The organism is Acinetobacter sp. S-1 (assembly GCF_059579785.1).
In genome coordinates, this window is record NZ_CM184207.1 from 310,227 (window position 1) to 330,305 (window position 20,079).

At 40.2% G+C, this 20,079-nt stretch carries 18 protein-coding genes; 16 read left to right on the forward strand and 2 right to left on the reverse strand.

Annotated features, from left to right (window positions below; all coding sequences use genetic code 11):
• Window positions 1-101: 101 nt before the first annotated feature.
• Window positions 102-401 carry a hypothetical protein gene (locus tag AC52J8_RS01485; protein WP_016142869.1) on the reverse strand — a complete coding sequence of 100 codons (300 nt, stop codon included), beginning with the start codon at window positions 399-401 and terminating at the stop codon, window positions 102-104.
• A gap of 399 nt (window positions 402-800) precedes the next feature.
• Here AC52J8_RS01485 and AC52J8_RS01490 point away from each other — a divergent pair, with 399 nt between their 5' ends.
• From AC52J8_RS01490 to AC52J8_RS01530, 9 genes are all read left to right on the forward strand, one after another.
• Window positions 801-1,802, forward strand: coding sequence for a sulfate ABC transporter substrate-binding protein (locus AC52J8_RS01490; RefSeq protein WP_086399987.1), 1,002 nt, complete (start codon window positions 801-803; stop codon window positions 1,800-1,802).
• A 231-nt stretch (window positions 1,803-2,033) separates the two neighbouring features.
• The gene (gene rsmH / locus AC52J8_RS01495) at window positions 2,034-2,957 is read left to right on the forward strand and encodes a 16S rRNA (cytosine(1402)-N(4))-methyltransferase RsmH (protein WP_002116998.1); all 924 of its coding nucleotides are present in this window, start codon (window positions 2,034-2,036) and stop codon (window positions 2,955-2,957) included.
• Entirely contained in the window at window positions 2,957-3,289 is a 333-nt protein-coding gene (ftsL, locus tag AC52J8_RS01500; protein WP_002116847.1) for a cell division protein FtsL, read from the forward strand. The genes rsmH and ftsL overlap by 1 nt, the downstream gene beginning before the upstream one ends.
• An 11-nt stretch (window positions 3,290-3,300) precedes the next feature.
• A complete protein-coding gene (gene ftsI / locus AC52J8_RS01505; RefSeq protein WP_002117016.1) occupies window positions 3,301-5,133 on the forward strand; it encodes a penicillin-binding protein PBP3 in 1,833 nt (610 codons plus the stop codon).
• A gap of 3 nt (window positions 5,134-5,136) precedes the next feature.
• Window positions 5,137-6,636 (forward strand): UDP-N-acetylmuramoyl-L-alanyl-D-glutamate--2,6-diaminopimelate ligase, encoded by a 1,500-nt coding sequence (locus AC52J8_RS01510; protein WP_086399989.1) that lies wholly within the window; start codon window positions 5,137-5,139, stop codon window positions 6,634-6,636.
• Window positions 6,637-6,644: 8 nt separating this feature from the next.
• Window positions 6,645-8,045 carry a UDP-N-acetylmuramoyl-tripeptide--D-alanyl-D-alanine ligase gene (locus AC52J8_RS01515; protein WP_086399990.1) on the forward strand — a complete coding sequence of 467 codons (1,401 nt, stop codon included), beginning with the start codon at window positions 6,645-6,647 and terminating at the stop codon, window positions 8,043-8,045.
• Window positions 8,045-9,163: a phospho-N-acetylmuramoyl-pentapeptide-transferase gene (gene mraY, locus AC52J8_RS01520; protein WP_002116751.1), complete on the forward strand. Its 1,119-nt coding sequence runs from the start codon at window positions 8,045-8,047 to the stop codon at window positions 9,161-9,163. Before AC52J8_RS01515 ends, mraY begins: the two co-directional genes overlap by 1 nt.
• 59 nt (window positions 9,164-9,222) lie before the next feature.
• Window positions 9,223-9,555 carry a DUF7709 family protein gene (locus AC52J8_RS01525; protein ID WP_068563962.1) on the forward strand — a complete coding sequence of 111 codons (333 nt, stop codon included), beginning with the start codon at window positions 9,223-9,225 and terminating at the stop codon, window positions 9,553-9,555.
• Window positions 9,556-9,557: 2 nt separating this feature from the next.
• Window positions 9,558-10,382, forward strand: coding sequence for a putative RNA methyltransferase (locus AC52J8_RS01530; RefSeq protein ID WP_086399991.1), 825 nt, complete (start codon window positions 9,558-9,560; stop codon window positions 10,380-10,382).
• Window positions 10,383-10,435: 53 nt separating this feature from the next.
• On the opposite strand, the gene ponA is transcribed toward AC52J8_RS01530, so the two are convergent.
• Window positions 10,436-12,997, reverse strand: a complete 2,562-nt coding sequence (gene ponA / locus AC52J8_RS01535; protein WP_032052651.1) for a penicillin-binding protein PBP1a — start codon at window positions 12,995-12,997, stop codon at window positions 10,436-10,438.
• Window positions 12,998-13,158: 161 nt separating this feature from the next.
• Between ponA and AC52J8_RS01540 the strand changes: the two genes are divergently transcribed.
• The 7 genes from AC52J8_RS01540 to aroB all read left to right on the forward strand — a co-directional run bounded on the left by AC52J8_RS01540 (window position 13,159) and on the right by aroB (window position 20,065).
• Window positions 13,159-14,217 (forward strand): pilus assembly protein PilM, encoded by a 1,059-nt coding sequence (locus tag AC52J8_RS01540; protein WP_005067078.1) that lies wholly within the window; start codon window positions 13,159-13,161, stop codon window positions 14,215-14,217.
• Window positions 14,217-14,858, forward strand: coding sequence for a PilN domain-containing protein (locus AC52J8_RS01545; protein ID WP_086399992.1), 642 nt, complete (start codon window positions 14,217-14,219; stop codon window positions 14,856-14,858). The genes AC52J8_RS01540 and AC52J8_RS01545 overlap by 1 nt, the downstream gene beginning before the upstream one ends.
• Window positions 14,855-15,607 (forward strand): type IV pilus inner membrane component PilO, encoded by a 753-nt coding sequence (locus tag AC52J8_RS01550; protein ID WP_060464993.1) that lies wholly within the window; start codon window positions 14,855-14,857, stop codon window positions 15,605-15,607. Before AC52J8_RS01545 ends, AC52J8_RS01550 begins: the two co-directional genes overlap by 4 nt.
• A gap of 10 nt (window positions 15,608-15,617) precedes the next feature.
• A complete protein-coding gene (locus tag AC52J8_RS01555; RefSeq protein ID WP_086399364.1) occupies window positions 15,618-16,145 on the forward strand; it encodes a pilus assembly protein PilP in 528 nt (175 codons plus the stop codon).
• Between the two features lie 62 nt (window positions 16,146-16,207).
• The gene (locus AC52J8_RS01560; protein ID WP_086611346.1) at window positions 16,208-18,373 is read left to right on the forward strand and encodes a type IV pilus secretin PilQ; all 2,166 of its coding nucleotides are present in this window, start codon (window positions 16,208-16,210) and stop codon (window positions 18,371-18,373) included.
• An 11-nt stretch (window positions 18,374-18,384) separates the two neighbouring features.
• The gene (gene aroK / locus AC52J8_RS01565) at window positions 18,385-18,954 is read left to right on the forward strand and encodes a shikimate kinase AroK (RefSeq protein WP_002116987.1); all 570 of its coding nucleotides are present in this window, start codon (window positions 18,385-18,387) and stop codon (window positions 18,952-18,954) included.
• A 28-nt stretch (window positions 18,955-18,982) separates the two neighbouring features.
• Complete coding sequence (gene aroB, locus AC52J8_RS01570) at window positions 18,983-20,065, forward strand: 3-dehydroquinate synthase (RefSeq protein WP_005067096.1); 1,083 nt, start codon at window positions 18,983-18,985, stop codon at window positions 20,063-20,065.
• The last annotated feature ends 14 nt before the right edge of the window (window positions 20,066-20,079 follow it).

Below are 20,079 nucleotides of genomic sequence, written 5' to 3' on the forward strand. Positions count from 1 at the left end.
ATAAAAATTGAAACTATTATAACGAAAAAGCCCAGTATTCTGACGTTTTATTTAACGTCAGTCTGGGCTAAAACTGAAACGTAGAGGGGGTGTTTCAGATTTTAAGAAGCATGGGGCTGAAAGATTGCCTGAACAAAACGTGAAAAACGTTCGTGTTGTGCAGCAAGAAAATTTTGGGTTGGAGTAACGCGAATAGTATTAAGAACCTTAAGCTCATCATTTGTAGAAGGTAACACGATAGGGTTACGTTTCTGCTGATCTAAAGCTTTTTCAATAAGCGAAGTTTGCTTATCTGAACCTGTTTTGTTTGGAGTGTCTTTAAGTACTGCTGCTGCAGAAAACTGTGATGCTAAACCCAGCACCAAACTTAAGCTTAAAGCTTTTCCATAATGAATTTTCATTGTTAATCATCCCCTCTGTTCATTACATTTCATCTATTTTTTGAGTTTAACAAAATGTAAAATTACGGTAATGCTACGATTTAAACATAAATATTAATAAAAAAGTGGAACTGTGTCACACTTTTTACAAAATTTACCTATATTTTAAATTGGTCGACTCAAATGTAGACCATATGTATCCTTTACGCTTCATTATTTAACAAATTAATGTGTAGATAAAGTGAAGGCCCTAAATAAGTTGTAAGAATAATTACAAAATTTTTCAAAAATGAAATAACTTCGACGTTCTAAGCTATATATCTAAAAAAGATTAATAAAAAAGATATAAATATAAGTAATTGATTGTAAAAAATAAAATTAAAAATATAGTTAAACTAAAACGAATGATGGATTTTGTAAATGAAAAAAATATCAATAGTAGCGGTCGCTTTATATGTGGGAATGGTGACAACAGCGGCTCAAGCAGCGACCTCTTTTTTAAATGTTTCTTATGATCCTACTCGAGAGTTCTATCAAGAATATAACCAAGCATTTGGTAAGTTTTGGAAACAGCGAACAGGGCAAGATGTTGAATTTAAACAGTCACATGGTGGATCTGGAAAACAAGCCCGCGCGGTAGCCACGGGACTTGAAGCTGATGTAGTAACGTTAGCATTAGCGAATGATATTGATGAGATTGTGAAAGCTGGGTTTATTCAGCCGAACTGGCAAAAAGAATTCCCAAATAATTCTGCCCCCTATACGTCAACTGTCGTGTTTCTAGTACGAAAAGGTAACCCGAAAAATATACGCGACTGGAATGATTTAACAAAACCAGGTGTGGAAATTATCACCCCTAACCCTAAAACAGGTGGTGCACCGCGTTGGATTTATCTCTCTGCGTGGGGATATGCTTTAAAACAGCCGGGTGGAAATGATGCTAAGGCTCGAGAGTTGGTGAAAAAGCTTTATCACAATGTGAAAGTTCTAGATTCGGGAGCTCGTGGTTCACTTACGACATTTGCCGAACGTGGCATTGGTGATGTTTTGTTGTCTTGGGAAAATGAAGCTTTGTTGGCGACGAAAGGACCTGATAAGGATAAATATCAAATTGTTTATCCATCAGTTTCAATTTTGGCAGAACCATCTGTAGCGATTGTAGATAAAACCGTAGATAAAGATGGAAACCGGACCTTGGCAAAAGGTTATCTGAACTTTTTATATTCACCTTTAGGCCAAGAATTAGCTGCTAAACATTATTTCCGCCCGCGTAATGCTCAAGTGGCTGCGAAATATGCAGCGCAATTCCCAAAAATTAAATTATTTACCATTAATGATGTGTTTGGTGGCTGGGCTAAAGCTCAGAAAACTCACTTTGCAAACGGTGCTATTTTTGATCAAATTTATGATGGCAAGCAGTAAATAAAATGATCTAAAAACAATAGTCCAAAAAGAAAACTTAGAAGTTAAATATTCATAAAGAAAGCAAGCAAACTTAAAAAAGTAAGCTTGCTTTCTTTTTTTGCTTAAAAAATGCTAACAAAACGGTTTTATCTATGAAAAATTAATATTTTCCTACAAAAAGCCGTTTGGCGTTGGTCATAAACAAGGTGATAATGTGCAGTTACATTTTTACGCAATGATTTAACACCTATGTCGCATATTTCTGTCTTACTTTTTGAGACCGTTGAGAGCTTATTGGCAGATCGCACAACAGGGGTGTATATCGATGCAACCTTCGGACGAGGTGGGCATACACGTTTATTGCTCTCGAAACTTGATGAAAATGCACGAGTATATGCATTTGATAAAGACCCTCAAGCTTTGGAAGTTGCAGCTGCTTTGGCGCAAGAAGACCCGAGATTTACCATTATTCATGCCAGTTTTGCTGATATTAAAGAAAAAATGCAGGAAATTGGTGTGATGAGTGTTGATGGCATTATGGCTGACTTAGGGGTGTCATCTCCTCAACTCGACCAAGCTGAGCGTGGTTTCAGTTTTATGCAGGATGGTCCTCTAGACATGCGAATGGATAATTCTAAGGGGTTAACCGCAGCTGAGTGGTTGCTTGAAATTGAAGAAGAACAATTAGCAAATATTATTTATCAATATGGCGAAGAACGTTATAGTCGACGTATTGCAAAAGCGATTAAACAAGCTGGAAAACTAGATACAACAGCCCAATTGGCAGAACTTGTTAAAACAGCTCATCCAAAATGGGAAAAACATAAACATCCAGCAACACGTACATTTCAGGCAATTCGTATTGCTATTAATAAAGAACTAGATGATATTGAAGTATTTTTACCACAAGCTGTAGACTTACTAAAACCAAAAGGGCGTTTGTCTGTGATTAGCTTTCATTCTCTTGAAGATCGTTTAATCAAACAATTTATTCAAAAAGAATCGACTTTGGCAGAAGATATTGGCTGGGGAATGCCTCAGCAACAGGTAGATACAAGAAGGTTAAAGAAAATTTCACGGGTTCGTGCGAGTGAAGAAGAAGTAAAAGCGAACCCACGTTCACGTAGTGCATGGCTTCGGGTTGCTGAACGCTTGGAACAAAAAGGCGCGTAATGAAAAGCAGTGATGAAATTGAAACCACCGAAAATAAAGTGGTCAAAAAAGTTGTGGCATACACCGTATTAGTGGCGCTTGTTTTTATCAGTGCCATGATGGTGGTATTTCAAGTATTTGAATATCGTCATGATTATAGAGAGCTTAGCTCTTATATGCGTGAACGTGATGATCTCAATGCTGAATGGGGGCGTTTGCTTATTGAGCAACAAACCTTCGGTGCAACAGCACAGATTGGTACGCGTGCTGTAACCCAACTACGCATGTTTTCGCCACCTGCTGCAGAAACGGTGGTAATTTCTTTACCGATGACCTCAGAGCAAAATAAGTAAGGCCTTGCTGTATGGTAGATAAGCGAACAAAGCAAACACGGAAAAAACAGCAGTCTATTTCGGAAAAACCAACTCTTGCCTTCGATATGTGGCGGTTTTATCTGCTCTGGGCAACAGTACTGCTCTGTTTTGTTGTATTAATTGCACGTGCATTTTATGTGCAAGTGATTAATAAAGACTTTTTACAAAACAAGGCCAATGCCAATATTTTGCGTACTGAACGTATTGAGGCAATGCGTGGGGTTATTAGCGACCGTCATGGTGTGCCTTTGGCCATTAGTACGCCTATTATGAAAATTGTCATTGATCCACGTGATTACTTTGATACCAAGCATTTATATGACGAAATTACAGCGGAATTAAAAAAAGATCCAAATAATCGTAAGTTAAAACGACAATTACCAGATAAAAACCTAAACCTTGATGAGTTAGCGGATGTGGTTGGTTTAGATCGTGCAGATCTAAAAAAACAGATGAATGCGCGTCCACGTTCTCGTTATTTGGTTTTGAAAAAAGAAGTGCCGCCACAGCAGGCAGATCTCATTACAAAGGGTAACTTCCAGGGCGTTTATGCTGAGAAAACATATAAACGTTATTATCCTCAACCGCAGCCAAATGCTCAGATTATTGGTTTAACCAATAGTGAGGGCCAAGGGATTGAAGGCTTGGAAATGCAGTTGAATAAACAACTGTCTGGGGTAGATGGCGAACAAAAAATTATTCGTGATAAACGTGGTAACCGCTTAAAAGTTTCTGAGGTTATTCGTGAAGGTGAGCCAGGCGAAAACATCACTTTAAGTATCGACTCTCGTTTGCAATATATTATGTACCGTGAGTTGACTGCTGCTGGTGTTGCAAATAACGCCCGTTCGGCGACAGCAATTGCTGTAGATGTTAAAACAGGCGAAATTCTGGCTATGACCAGTTGGCCATCTTATAACCCGAATGATAAAAACGGTTTATCTAATAAAGATGCCATGCGTAACCGCGGTGCGATTGATATGTTCGAGCCGGGTTCTACCATGAAGCCTTTTACAGTTTCTGCTGCACTCGAAACTGGACAATATACCCCAAATACGATTGTCAACACTTCGCCAGGTTCAATGCGTTTAGGCTGGCATACTATTCGTGATACGCATAACTATGGTGCTTTGACTGTTAGTGGCGTAATTATTAAGTCATCAAACGTGGGTTCGGCAAAAATTGCGTTGTCACTTCCTAAGGAAACATTGCCAAGCTTCTTTAACCGTGCTGGCTTTGGTAAGCGTTCTGCTGTGAAGTTCCCTGGTGAAAGCTCTGGTTTAGTACTTCCTGTAAGCAAGTTAAACTCTTCCCAAATTGGTACCATGGCTTACGGTTATGGTCTAAATGCAACTATTCTTCAGTTGGCGCAAGGCTATGCAATGCTTGCAAACCATGGGGTAAAAATGCCTCTAAGTTTGCATAAACTCGATCAAGCACCTAAAGGTGAGCAAGTTCTTGCTCCAAAAATTGCTGATCAGGTTTTGCTTATGCTTGAGCAGGTGACGATGCCGGGCGGTACTGCAAAGCAAGCTAATATTCCAGGTTATCGCGTTGGTGGCAAAACAGGTACAGCTCATAAACTTCGTGCAGACCGTAAAGGTTATTCAAATAATGAATACCGTGCTTTATTTGCAGGCGTAGCTCCGATTAGTGATCCTCGTTTAGCGGTTATCGTAGTTGTTGAAAATCCACAAGGTCGTTATTACGGTGGTTTGGTTGCGGCCCCTGTTTTCGCACGCATTATGCAAGAATCATTGCGCTTAATGAATGTGCCGCTTGATAAGCCCCTTGATACTCCAGAAAATCCTATTCGCAGGTAAGCTATGTCTGTTTCTTTCCAAGAAATTAATCCAGTTGAGATCGATGCACAGTGGTCTAAACAGCCTTTTCAAGGCTTTAGTTTAGACAGTCGTAAGGTTGCGTCAGGCCAGATCTTTATCGCTTTGACCAGTTATAGCCAACCTGAAAAAACACGCGCTTTTGCTGAGTCAGCTTTAGCGAATGGTGCACTTGCCATTATTAGCGAGACGGAGTTGGGCGTAGCAAATGAGTGGGTATGTTCTGATGTGCGTCAACGTATGGGTGAATGGCAAGAACGTTATTTACAGCATATAGATCCCGTAGTACCAGTGCGTATTATTGCAGTGACTGGTACAAATGGTAAAACCACAATTTCGCGTCTAGTGGCTGAATTAATTAGCTCTCAACAACAGCGCTGTGCTGTGATGGGTACTACAGGCAATGGTATTTTGCCAGACTTAACACCCTCAACGCACACTACGCTTGATGCTTTACAACTGCAAAATGCATTGCATGATTATGCAAAACAAGGTGCGACTTTTGCTTCTTTAGAGGCAAGCTCACATGGTTTGGAACAAGGTCGTTTAAATGGTTGTGCGATTGAGATTGCTGTTTATAGCAATTTGAGTCGTGACCATCTGGATTACCACGGCACTTTAGAGGCTTATGCAGAAGCGAAGGCTCTTTTATTCCGTTTTAGCTCTTTAAAAGTAGCCGTTATTAATTTAGATGATGAGCATGCAGCTCTCATGATTAATGCAGCAAAGCAAAATCCTGCTCAACCGAAAATTTTAACGTATTCACTTACTCAAAATACTGCTGATTATTATATTACTGACCTGAGTTACAGTTTAGCGGGGGCGACATTTAATTTAGTGAGCCCGCAAGGTTCTTTTGCTGTGCAAAGTCCATTGTTAGGGCATTTTAATGTCGAAAACTTGGTTGCAGCTCTTATTGCTACTGAGCAAGCAGGTTTTGATTTAAAAGCGCTAGTAGCTTTCGTTCCTAAACTAATTGGTGCTCCAGGTCGAATGCAAGTTATTCGTGATGGTGAGCGTTTATTTGTTGTTGATTATGCGCATACACCAGATGCATTAATTCAAGTGCTTAAAACATTAAAACGTCATGTTTCGAATCAACTTTGGGCTGTATTTGGGTGTGGCGGGGACCGTGATCGCGGTAAGCGCCCATTAATGACTCAAGCAGCTTTAGACGGCGCAAATCCAGTTATTTTGACGTCGGATAACCCAAGAACAGAAGACCCTGAACAAATTTTTGCTGACATGAAGCAAGGAATCGATTTTTCAGGGCACCGTATGCATGAAATTCATGACCGCCGTGAAGCAATTAAATTTGTTGCACAGCAGGCTCAGGCTGGTGATATTGTTGTGATTGCCGGTAAAGGACATGAAAATTATCAAGAAATTAATGGCGTACGTCACTGGTTTGATGATGTTGTTGAAGTGCGTTCTGCGATTGATGCACAACATCACACTGTAGACGCTGCTTACCCTGCACAATAGGACAAATTATGCATACTTCAACCACCAGTACCGTGCCTTTGGAACCGTGGACAGCTCAACAATTACAACAGGCAACACAGGGCTACTGGCATAAAGACCAAATCCCTCAAACTGAAATTAAACGTATTTTGACGGACTCTCGTCATGCGGAAACTGGGGATGCCTTTTTAGCACTAAAAGGTGAGCGTTTCGATGCGCATGATTTCGTTGCGCAAGTTGCTGCAAATGGTTGTCAAATAGCTATTGTTGAACGTCCTCTAGATGTAGATATTGCACAACTCGTTGTTGCTGACACCCGATTGGCTTTAGGGCAACTCGGTGCTTATCGCCGTGAGCAAAACTCACAATTAAAGGTGATTGCCTTAACGGGGAGTAGTGGTAAAACTACAACCAAAGAAATGCTGGGAAGTATATTGTCGCGCTTAGCACCGACACTAATCACCCGAGGCAATTTAAATAATGACCTTGGTGTACCAATGATGTTGCTAGAGCTTCGCAAGGAACATCAATATGCGGTGATGGAGTTGGGTGCAAGCCATCAAGGTGAGATTGATTACACATCAAAACTCGTTCAGCCTCATGTTGCGGGCATATTAAATATTGGTACAGCTCATTTAGGCGAGTTTGGTGGTCGTGAAGGTATTTGCCGCGCAAAATCGGAAATTTATCGTCATATTTTACCAAATGGCGTTGCAATCGTGCCGCAACAAGATGACTTCACTGCCGAAATTCTTGATGTTGCAAAAGCTCATCGTATTTCTACATTTGGTGTAGGAGGCGATGTCTATGCAACAGATGTGGAGTTATTGCCTCAATCAACGAATTTTAACCTTCATACACCGCAAGCTAGCAGTGCAGTTAAGCTTCCTTTTGCGGGTGAGCATAATGTTCAAAATGCGACCGCAGCTGTAGCTTTTGCTTTAGCAATTGGGATTGGACTAGAAGATATTGTCCAAGGACTAGAGCAAGCTCAGGGAGCGAAAGGTCGTCTTAACTTTATTCAAAAGTCACCTTACTTATTTATTGATGATACCTACAATGCCAATCCGACTTCTATGCGCGCTGCTGCACAAGTGTTGTTGCAGCAACAAGGCGTAAAAGTGATGGTGATGGGGGATATTGGTGAGTTAGGTGATAGCAGTTGGCAAGAGCATCATGATTTAGGTCGTGATCTTGCCGAACTTCCTTTAGATCATATTATTGCAGTTGGACAGTTCGCTTCAGCTGCTCTCGAGGGTGCAGACTCTCATTCTAATAAAGTGAAAGCATTTCAGACACAAGCTGAGGCGCTTCCATTTTTAATCAATCTAATCCAAACACATCAACCCCAGTCCATGAGTTTCCTGTTTAAAGGTTCTCGCTTTACTCATATGGAAACGTTGATGGCTGATTTGATGGAGAAACTTTAATGCTGTTATGGTTGTTTGAACAACTTGCGGGCTATCACAGCTCGTTTCAGGTCGTTCGTTATTTAACATTACGTTCTTTACTCAGTGTATTAACTTCACTGACCATTGGTCTGGTCCTTGGGCCGATCATGATTCGTAAATTACAAGCGTTAAAATACGGTCAGGCAGTAAGTTCGTTTGCTCCTGAAAATCATGCTAAAAAAATGGGTACACCAACGATGGGCGGAATTTTAATTCTGCTTTCAATTGGTATTAGTACTTTACTATGGGCTGATTTATCTAACCCTTATGTCTGGATTGTGCTTGGTGTAATGGTTGTATTCGGTGCTGTAGGCTGGGCAGATGACTGGATTAAAATTCGCTATAAAGACAATGCAGGTTTACCTGCACGTAAGAAGTTTTTCTGGACTTCTGTTGCATCGCTGGGTGCTGGTATTGCGTTATATTTAATCGCAACTCAACAGTCCAATGCAGAACATACCGCAAACATGTTGGATTTATTGATTCCATTCTTTAAGAATCTTTCAATTCCACTCTCAATTGTTCCTTTAGGTTTGGCATTTATTGTATTTACCTATCTGGTGATTAATGGTGCTTCTAACGCTGTTAACTTAACAGATGGTTTAGATGGCTTGGCAATCATGCCGGTTGTCATGGTAGCTACAGGCTTAGGCGTATTTGCTTACTTGTCTGGTGACATTCGTTTCGCTAACTACTTACATATTCCATATGTGAAATATACCTCTGAACTCGTAGTAATCTGTTCTGCCATGATTGGTGCTGGTTTGGCATTCCTTTGGTATAACGCGCATCCTGCTCAAGTATTTATGGGGGATGTCGGTGCTTTGGCTTTAGGTGCGATGCTTGGAACAATTGCAGTTATGGTTCGTCAAGAAATCGTATTTGCAATTATGGGTGGTGTATTTGTAATGGAGGCAGTATCTGTATTCTTACAAATCGGCTCCTTGCGTATGCGTAATAAACGTGTGTTCTTAATGGCGCCGCTGCATCATCACTATGAAAAGCAGGGCTGGAAAGAAACGCAAGTTGTGATCCGTTTTTGGATTATTACAATTATATTAGTAGTTTTAGGTCTAATGACTTTAAAATTGCGATAGTTCTTATTTTAGTGTCAATATAAAGCCAGTTCTACTGGCTTTTTTTATTGGAGAGGTGAATGACAAAAGTTGCTGGTCTAGACCAATTATCTGTGATTAATCAAAAAGTAGTTGGAGAGGGCGAAGTATTACCTCAAGTTGTACTTAAAGATGGAAGTCAGGTTCAAACAGGAACTGTAGCGACAATGCTGCACAATATTGAATTGTATAATACTGGGCAAAGAGGACAAATTGAGGAAGAGCTAAAGATAGCAATTCCAACGTTAGTCAAAGTAGGTCTGTTTGATTTGTTTCAGGTAGATGAATGGATTAATGGTACAAATGCAGGCCGCACCTTTGTTGGACTACACGCAAAGACTTATTTACAACAAAAAGAACAAGAGAATAATTAAAAGTGGCTAAGCAAATTTTAATGTGTCCTGTGTGTCGTCAGCCCCTAAATTTAACTGAACGAACTTGGCGATGTGAGCAAGGGCATAGTTACGATGTGGCTAAACAAGGCTATGTCAATTTACATGTTGTGCAACATAAACATAGTAAAAACCCAGGGGATACGCCCGAGTCAGTCGATGCGCGCCGAGCTTTTTTACAAAGTGGTTACTATCAGCCATTACAGCAGGCTGTAGTCGATTTATTAAAGCAACTCAATGTAAAAGCGATACTCGATATTGGTTGTGGTGAGGGCTACTATACAAGTGCCATGCAGCAAGTCGTTGAGCACTGTGTTGGTGTTGATATTGCAAAAACTGCTGTACAGCGTGCGGCAAAGCTCAATCCTAAAGTAACTTGGGTTGTAGGAACAGGGGCGACTTTACCGGTGCTAGACCATAGCATGGATGCTTGCACCAGTTTATTTAGCCCAATTCCGCAAGCAGAAATTGCGCGTGTTTTAAAAGATAAAGGCTATTTAATGGTTGTCACGCCTGCTTCTGAACATTTGTATGCCATGCGTGAGGCTTTATTTGAGCAAGTTAATCCTCACACACCAGAAAAGTTTGTAGAGCAACTACAAGATTTGTTTGAGTTAAAGCAAGAGCAGATTATTGATGCACCTTTTGTGCTTGATCAACAGGCTCTAAAAAATCTGATTGCTATGACGCCTTATGCTTATAAAGCTTCTCCTGAGCGCCGTTCGCAGTTAGAGCAGCAGTCACAATTAGAAATAACTGCATCTTTTCAAATTTATGTCTTTCAGAAGCGCAATAAAAATGCCATCTAACGATCTATTTTAAGAGCGCAAAAAGAAGCCATCTGATGATGGCTTCTTTTTTGCTATTCAATCTGATTAATCAGATTTTCTAATTCATCTTTTTCTCGCTTAGGAGCGGACTCCTGTGAAGGTCTCATGGCAGGAGGCGCAGCTTTTGACGGAATAACAATTTCTTCACCTGGTAAATCGGAAAAGTCATTGTCATTGCTTAGTTTTGGTTGTGGCGGTGCTGGTCGATAGAGCGGACGTGCTAGTGGTGGAGCCGCACGATAAGTTTTCTTATCGGCTACTTCTGTCACCGTTTCTTGTTGGTCACGTGAAATAGGACCTTTAGCATCTTTATCTAAACGGACCCAAGCTGCTGGCGTACCTTGCAATGCTTGACCCATAAAGTTAATCCAGATCGGTAATGCAGCAATACCACCATATTCACGACGGCCAAGCGTAGTCGGTTGGTCAAATCCAACCCATGCTACAGTCACTAACTTGCCGTTGAAGCCTGCAAACCATGCATCTTTTGCATCATTTGTAGTACCTGTTTTACCACCTAAATCACTACGGCCAATTTTAAGTGCAGCACGACCTGTACCATGCTCAATTACATCACGTAAGATGTTCGCCATATCATAAGCAGAGCTTGACTTTAAAATACGTTGAGCTTGGCGATATTGACTGTTGTTTTTGTCAGTCTGTTTAAGATTAAGCTGCTTAGCTGCGTTTTCTTTCTGTTCTATGTCTTTATTCGTAACTTCAATGACTTCATCATCAGTCGTTGTAGGTTTTTGTTCATCACCTGTCGTGTCAGGTGCATTAATACATGGAATACATGCGTATTCTGGTTTGGCTTCATAAATGACTTTGCCGTAAGCATCTTCAATACGTTGAATGAAATGCGGTTGAACACGGTAGCCGCCGTTTGCAAACGTTGCATAACCAGTTGCCATTTGAATTGGTAATACTTGAGGAGTACCTAAGGCAATGGTGTAGTTACGAGGAATTTGATCTTCTTGTAAACCAAAATCCATAAATAATTGGCGAGTACGTTCAATCCCTACTGTTTGTAGAAGTCTTACTGATACGGTGTTACGAGACAAATATAAAGCACGACGTAATGGGATCATACCTAAGTAACGGCCATCAGAGTTTCGTGGTGTCCATTTGCCAATCGTAATTGGGCTATCATTCACCATGCTATACGGGGTCATACCTCTTTCTAATGCTAAAGCATAGAGGAATGGCTTGATTGTAGAACCCGGTTGACGCCAGCCTTGTAAGGCGCGATTAAATTTTGATTGATAGAAGTTATAGCCGCCTACGATTGCTTCAATTGAACCATCATTAGGGTTAATTGCAATGAGTTGACCTTGAACTTTTGGAACCTGAACTAAAGACCATGCTGTTTTATTATCGTTTGGGCGTAAACGAACAATATCTTTAACTTTAACAATTTGGGACGCACGTGAAGGAGCGCCACCTACGCTATTTGCATTGCGATAGGGGCGTGCCCATGACATGCCGGACCACTGAACCGTAACGGTTGAGCCATCTTGCATTAATGCTTCAAAAGAGCTGCTATTTACCTTAGTAACTTGTGCAGGATAGGTGTTGGCATATGCTCTAAATTCAGTTAACGGTTTGTCATGTGCTTCTGCACCACGCCAGCCATGGCGACGGTCATAAGCTTCAAGGCCATCTTGCACAGCTTTTTCTGCAATCGCTTGGCGTTTAGCATTAATTGTTGTGTAGACTTTATAACCAGAATCAATGGCTTGTTCACCGAAATGCTTTACAAGTTCTGAACGAACCATTTCCCCAGCATAGGGATGAATATTATTTAAATCCCGATTGGGCATATTTAAATTGATCGGCTCTGCAACTGCTTTTTGATATTCTGCTTGAGAAATATAACCCAGCTGTAACATACGGCCTAAAATCCAGTTGCGTCGTTCGAGTGCGCGCTCAGGATTAACTACAGGGTTATATTTAGAAGGTGCTTTTGGCAAACCTGCAATCATTGCCATTTGAGCAATACTGAGCTCATTAATGCTTTTGTTATAATAAATTTTGGCTGCTGCCGCGATACCATACGCATTTTTCCCTAAGAAGATTTTATTCACATAGAGGCTGAGAATTTCTTCTTTGGATAAATTTTGCTCAATTTTTCGAGCCAAAAAGATTTCGGTTATTTTACGTTTTAGAGTTCTTTCTGGACTCAAATAATAGTTCTTTGCAACTTGCATGGTGATCGTTGAACCACCAGTTTGCACATCCGAACCCGTCACACTTTCGCTCAAAGCACGACCTAAACCCTTAAAACTGATCCCGCTATGTTCAAAGAAAGAAGAGTCTTCTGCTGCTAAAAATGCATGAATAAAAGCAGGGGGAATTTGTTTGTATTCAACCGGAATAGAAAGCTTACCACCGTACTCGGCAATCAGTTGATTGTCTGAAGTGTAGACCTGTAATGGTTTTAAGAGGGGTGCTTTTTTTAGTGAACTCATTTCTGGAAGCGATGGGGCGATATAGAGATACATGCCATAAAAGCCCATCGGAAGTGAGACTAAGATAATAATAATGATCAAAAAAATTGGACGCACGAAGCCCAAACTGGATAGCTTTTTCATGATAAGTAAGCTTTAATAAGATCGAATACAAACTAATTGTGGTCAGTATAGCCTTTAGACATGCGGATTGTTAGATGAGATATTGTATCCGTGTAAAAATAAAGACCTAGATTATTGGTTTGTAATTTTTTTTGGGGATAAAAAAATAATAGGACAATAGTGTGCTCAGGTTATATCGTAAACCGAATAAGGGGTTAATGGGCGTCGATATTAGTTCGACTTCTGTTAAGTTGTTAGAGCTCTCTGTTAAGAACGGTAAATATTGGGTAGAAAGCTATGCTTTAACGCCTTTACCTGAGAACAGTGTAGTTGAAAAAAATATTTTGAATCCAGAAGCAGTTGCAGAAGCTTTGGAACGGGCGATGAATTTAGCAAATCCCCACACCACTAACGCTGCAATTGCTGTTCCAACATCGACGGTTATTCATAAAACCATCGAAATGGATGCAGATATGAACGATGATGAACGTGAAGTTCAGATTCGATTAGATGCGGAGCAATATATACCGTTCCCTTTAGATGAGGTGAGCCTTGATTTTGAGGTTTTACCAGATCGACTGCCGAATCCAAATCGTGTGAATGTACTTTTAGTCGCAACACGAACAGAAAATGTTGAAACACGCGTAGAAGTACTGGAACTGGTTGATTTAACGCCTAAGCTTGCTGATGTTGAAAGTTATGCTGTCGAGCGTGCTTTTAGTGTGTTTGCTGATAGCTTACCCATGGGTGCAAATACCATTGGCATTTTAGATATTGGCCATACCATGACCACATTATCGGTTATGCAAAATGGCAAAATCATTTATACCCGTGAACAAGTCTTTGGCGGTAAACAGCTTACTTTGGAAATTCAAAGCCGTTACGGTTTGTCATTAGAAGAAGCGGGACGCGCTAAAAAAGAACGTTCTTTGCCAGATGATTATGACATCGAAATCTTAGAACCATTTTTAGATGCTGTAGTTCAGCAAGCTGCTAGATCTCTACAATTTTTCTTCTCTTCATCCCAATTCAATGAAATTGACCATATTTTGCTAGCGGGTGGCAATGCCAACATTCCAGGGCTTGCTAAATTGTTGCAGCAGAAACTCGGTTACCGAGTCACTATTGCCAATCCATTTTTACAAATGGGTTTCTCTCCTCAAGTCGACGTTCAAAAAATTGAAAATGATGCTTCTTCATTAATGGTTGCATGTGGCTTGGCTTTAAGGAGTTTTGATTAATGGCAACAATTAATTTACTCCCTTGGCGTGATGGGCTTAGGGAGCAGCGTAAAAAACAATTTATTATTTTATGTTTTGGGGTCGTTGTTTTGGGGATAACCACTGTATTTGCAGGGTGGTTTTATTTGAATCAAAAATTAAATGATCAAGAACAAGCAAATCAGCTCATCATCAGTACAAACCAGAATCTAGATCAACAACTTAAAACCTTAAATGGCTTGCAAGAACAGCGGGATGCAATTATTGAGCGTATGAAGCTCATTCAAGGTTTGCAAAGCCAGCGTCCGGTCGTTGTACGTTTGGTGGATGAATTAGTACGTGTGACCCCGGCAGCCATGTATTTGACTAAATTCAGTCGAACCGGAGATAAATTTACGATTGAAGGTAAAGCGGAAAGTCCAAATACAGTTGCAGAGTTATTACGTAATCTCGAAGCATCGCCATGGTATCGCAACGCTTTTATGAGTTCTTTCTTGGCGACCGAAGAGAAAAAAGATAAGGCTATCAGTTCTTTGCTTCCTAGAGTTGAAGATAGCTATGGCAGTTTTGTTGTTACTGTTGATGTAGGGGAAATGGGGGTGACTACAACAGATGATACCGCCAATACATCTGTAGATATGAATAAAGAGGTGGCAAAATGAGTCCTGATGAACTTCATGAGCTGTCTTTAGAACAAGCTCCATCTAAGAAAAAAAAGATCACCTTAGAAAAATTTCTTCAGCAATTTAACACGCTCGATATGAACAGTTATGGCAGCTGGCCATTATCTGTGAAAATTACGTGTTGGATTTTTATTTTCTTTGCTGTATTGGCTTTGGGGTATTTTGTTGCTATTCAGCCAAAGCTACAAGCAATAGATAATGCTCAAGCACAAGAAAGTAATTTATTAAATGAGTTTCGAGAAAAAGACTCAAAATTACGCAACTTGCAGCAATACCAGCTTCAACTTCAAGAGATGCAAGCCAACTTCAATCAGCAGTTAGAACAATTGCCAAAAGAAACCGAAATTCCAAGTTTAGTTGAAGATATTAACTTAACGGGGGTGAATTCTGGTCTGAAGTTTAAAAATATCCGCTTAGAAGATGAAGTGAAGCAGGAAATTTTTATTGAACAGCCTATTACTATCGAGGCAACTGGGGATTATCACGCTTTCGGTGCTTTTGTTAGCAGTATTGCGGCATTACCACGTATTGTGACGATGCATGATTTTATTGTTGAAGCTGCTCCTGTTAAGGATGGTAAATCAGATATTCCTGTGCTTAATTATTCTATCAAAGCAAAAACTTATCGCTATATGGGTGCTGTAGAAAATCCTGAACATCAGGAAAAAAATGCTTCGGCTTCCTCGGTAGCACCTGATTCTTCTACTGCTAACACACAGCCGAAATAGGAGAATTACGATGAAACTTAAACAATTTTCTCTTTCTATTTTGGCATGTTTAGCTTTAGCTGGATGCGACTCTAGAATCGACGCCGTAAATCAGCAAATGGCCGATATACGTAATCAGCCACCACAAGCCATAGAACCAGCGCCTGTTTTTACGCCTGTGCCACAATTTAATTATGCAGCCCATCAGTTAAAGAGCCCATTTTTACCAAGCTCACTTGCTGCTGAGCTCAAAATTATGGCGGGGAAACGAGTATATCCGAATTTCTCACGTGCACCACAGCCACTCGAAAGCTATGCATTAGAGTCCTTAAATATGAAAGGAAGTATGCGTAACAGCCGCGGGCAAGTCATGGCTCTAATCCAAACACCTGATCATCAAATTGAGCGAGTGCAGATAGGGAACTATATCGGGATGAATCAAGGTCGAATTACCCATATTGGTCCTACTCAGATTGATCTGGTGGAGATTGTCCCTGATGGGCGAGAAGGCTATGTGGAGAGACCAAGAACCTTAGTGTTAATTGGACCCGCACCCTAAAATTTAGGGAATAACAAAGAAAAAATTATTTTTAAAGATTATTTATTGGGGATGGTTAGACAATGAATCACGTATTCCGTCAGTTTTCTATGGGAGCTGTGGCGATTGCAATTATGCAGGTTGCGTCTGCACAGGTCAGCATGACTAATATTGTACCGATGCAAATAGCGGGTCAGGGAACAGAAATTCGAGTGATATTTAATGGCTTGCCACCGCAACCACAGGCCTATCAGCTTGAGAATCCTTCACGTTTGATTTTAGATTTTAATAAAGCGCAGCAGAATTTAATACAGTCAAAAGTAGCGATTGGAACGAATGAAGCGAGTTCGGTCGATGTAAGCTCCGATGATCAGCGTTCACGTTTAACTGTAAATTTGAAAGAGGCAGGTGCTTTTACTACTCGTATTGAAGGCAACACTTTTATTTTAAAGATTAATTCTGCGCAAGCTGTAGCTAAACCTGTATCAGCAAGTGCAATGCAAACCCAAGGTGTTTCAAACATCGGCTTCCAACGCGGTAGTCAAGGGGAAGGCCTTATCGTTATTGACCTGTTGGGAGGTAATACCCCTGTTGATGTGCAACAACAAGGTAGCAAAGTTGTAGTAAGAACGTTAGGCTCTAAAATTCCTACACATCTAGCTAAACGCTTAAATGTAAATGATTTTGCGACGCCTGTTTCGACAATTGAATCTTATAATGAAAAAGGCAATGGCGTTATTACGATTCAATCTACTGGTAGCTATGAATATATGGCTTATCAGGCAGAAAATAAATTAACCATTAGCCTCAAGCGTCCGCAGGACAAAAATGTAACCTCTTTATATAAAACACCTCATTACTCTGGTAATAAGCTTTCTCTCGATTTTCAAGATATTGAAGTTCGTCGCGTTTTACAGTTACTTGCTGATTTTACTGGTATTAATATGGTCGCGGCTGATAGTGTGCAAGGTAATATCACTTTGCGTTTAAAAGATGTACCATGGGACCAAGCTCTTGATATTATTTTAAAAACTAAAAATTTAGATAAACGCAGAAATGGAAATGTAATTTGGATTGCTCCAGTTGCGGAACTGATCAAGGCTGAAGAAGAAGAAGCAAAAGCTGTTGCACAGAGCGTGAAATTAGCCCCATTACAAACTGAGTATATTCAACTTAAATATGCGCAAGCTCAGGATATTATGAGTTTAATTACTCAAGGCTCAAATAATAGCAATGGTATGCAGCGCACATCTGATGGTGGAAATTCTACATCTACTAATTTAAATACTGGTGTTGATAGTTTAGGTAATAATGTAGGAAGTTTATTGAGTCCCCGTGGAACAATTACTCAAGATGATCGTACCAATACCTTAATTATTAATGATACGGCTCAGTCGATTGATCAAATTCGTAAAATGATTGATCTGTTGGATGTACAAGTTAAACAGGTTATGGTTGAGGCGCGAATTGTAAGAGCATCTACTTCTTTTACCAAAGAGCTCGGTGTTAAATGGGGTATATTATCGCAAGGGATCACTAACAATAATAATTTGTTAGTTGGTGGTAGTGAAACGACCTTGTGGAATTTACGAGAGCCCAAAAAGGATGAGACTACGGGTGGTTATAAATACACGATTGAACGTCCAGATAACTTAAATGTCGATTTAGGTGTAACCAATCCGGCTGGGAGTATTGCCTTTGGCTTGATTAGTATGTCTGATTTTATGCTTGATCTTGAACTTTCTGCATTACAAGCTGATGGCTATGGTGAGGTGATTTCTACCCCTAAAGTAATGACTGCAGATAAACAGCCTGCAAAAGTTGCAACAGGTCAACAGGTCCCATATCAAACTACAACTAATTCTGCTGCTGGTGCTACAGCAAGTACCTCTTTTAAAGATGCTCTATTAAGCCTAGATGTTACCCCGAGCATTACGCCTGATGGTAAAATTCAAATGAAATTGGATATTTCAAAGGATTCGGTTTCGGGTGCGGCTCCTAATGGTGAATTGATCCTAAATAAAAATAATATCAAGACAAATGTGTTGGTGAATAATGGTGAGACAGTCATTTTAGGAGGGGTGTTTGAGCAGACAACCCTTAACTCTCAAACCAAAGTTCCTTTCTTTGGGGATTTACCGGGAATTGGACGCCTATTTAGGAAAGATCAGAAATCTGATGATAAGCAAGAGTTACTGATTTTCGTTACGCCACGAATTGTTAATGACACTTTGGTGAGAAATCATTAATATATTTTTTAATGAAAGCAATTGAAATAGGTGGCGCCTTGCCAAGCAAAGCGTTTGAAACCCTGCCAAATATTTATTTGGTAGGGCCCATGGGGGCAGGAAAAACAACCGTTGGACGTCATTTAGCCGAACTATTAGGGCGTGAATTTTTAGATAGTGATCATGAAATTGAACGCAAAACAGGTGCCACTATTCCCTGGATTTTTGAGAAAGAAGGGGAGTTTGGATTTCGTACTCGTGAAACCGTAGTGTTAAATGAGTTGACTTCCCGTAAAGCCTTAGTGTTGGCGACGGGAGGAGGTGCGATTACTCAAGCACCCAATCGCGAATTTCTAAAGCAACGTGGTATTGTTGTTTATCTTTACACTCCTGTAGAACTACAATTACAACGAACTTACCGCGATAAAAATAGACCTCTATTACAAGTTGAAAACCCTGAACAAAAATTACGTGATTTGTTAAAAATACGTGATCCTTTATATCGTGAAGTTGCGCATTACACGATTGAAACCAATCAGGGGGCTGCTCGTGATCTTGCTCAAAAGATTTTGCAACTTATTTTGTCCAACCCGCTAAAATAGCCAAACTTACTTGTGGTTTTATAAACTCATGCAAACTTTACATGTTGAATTAGGCGAACGCCGTTATCCTATTTTTATTGGCAGTCAACTTGATCCTAAGCAGTTGCTTGAGCCTTATATTCATGGTCAACAGGTCATGATCGTGAGTAATGAAACGGTCGCTCCTTTATACTTATCTCATTATCAAGAAGCTTTAAAAAGTTTGGGTAAAACTGTAGCGACTTGTATTTTGCCAGATGGTGAGAAATATAAAGATATTCAACATCTAAATTTAATTTTTGATGCTTTACTTGAAGCTGGTTTTAATCGTGATTGTACGGTTTTAGCTTTGGGTGGTGGTGTTATCGGAGATATGGCTGGTTTTGCGTCAGCATGTTTCCAACGTGGTGTTTATTTTATTCAGGTTCCGACTACACTTCTTTCACAAGTAGACTCAAGTGTGGGTGGTAAAACGGGGATTAACCATCCTCTTGGTAAGAACATGTTGGGCGCATTTCAGCAACCTCAAGTTGTTTTGGCTGATATGGCTCAACTCGATACTTTACCAGATCGAGAGTTATCTGCTGGATTATCAGAAGTCATTAAATATGCCTTGTTGGGTGACGCTGATTTTCTTGTTTGGTTAGAGCAGAATATGGATGGGTTAATTGGGCGAGATGCTGAACTTTTAGCAGAAGCTGTTTATCGTTCATGTGCTCATAAAGCGCGTATTGTTGCTAACGATGAAAAAGAGCAAGGCGAACGAGCTTTACTCAACTTGGGTCATACTTTCGGTCATGCGATTGAATCTTACCTTGGCTATGGCACTTGGTTGCATGGTGAAGCAGTAGCGACAGGCATGGTGATGGCGGCTGATTTATCACAACGTTTAGGTTGGATTTCAAGCGATGATGTAGAGCGTACAAAAAAAATTATTCAACGCGCTAATTTGCCGATATCATGTCCAAAAATTCCATTGGATGAATTCCTTGGATATATGGCGCATGATAAAAAAGTTCTCAATGGTCAATTACGTTTAGTGCTGTTAAAGCAACTTGGGCAAGCAGTAATTACTAAAGACTTTGATGTTGAACTCATGAAACAAGCTATTTTGGCAAATCAACACGGATAATAAATTAAGGTAAC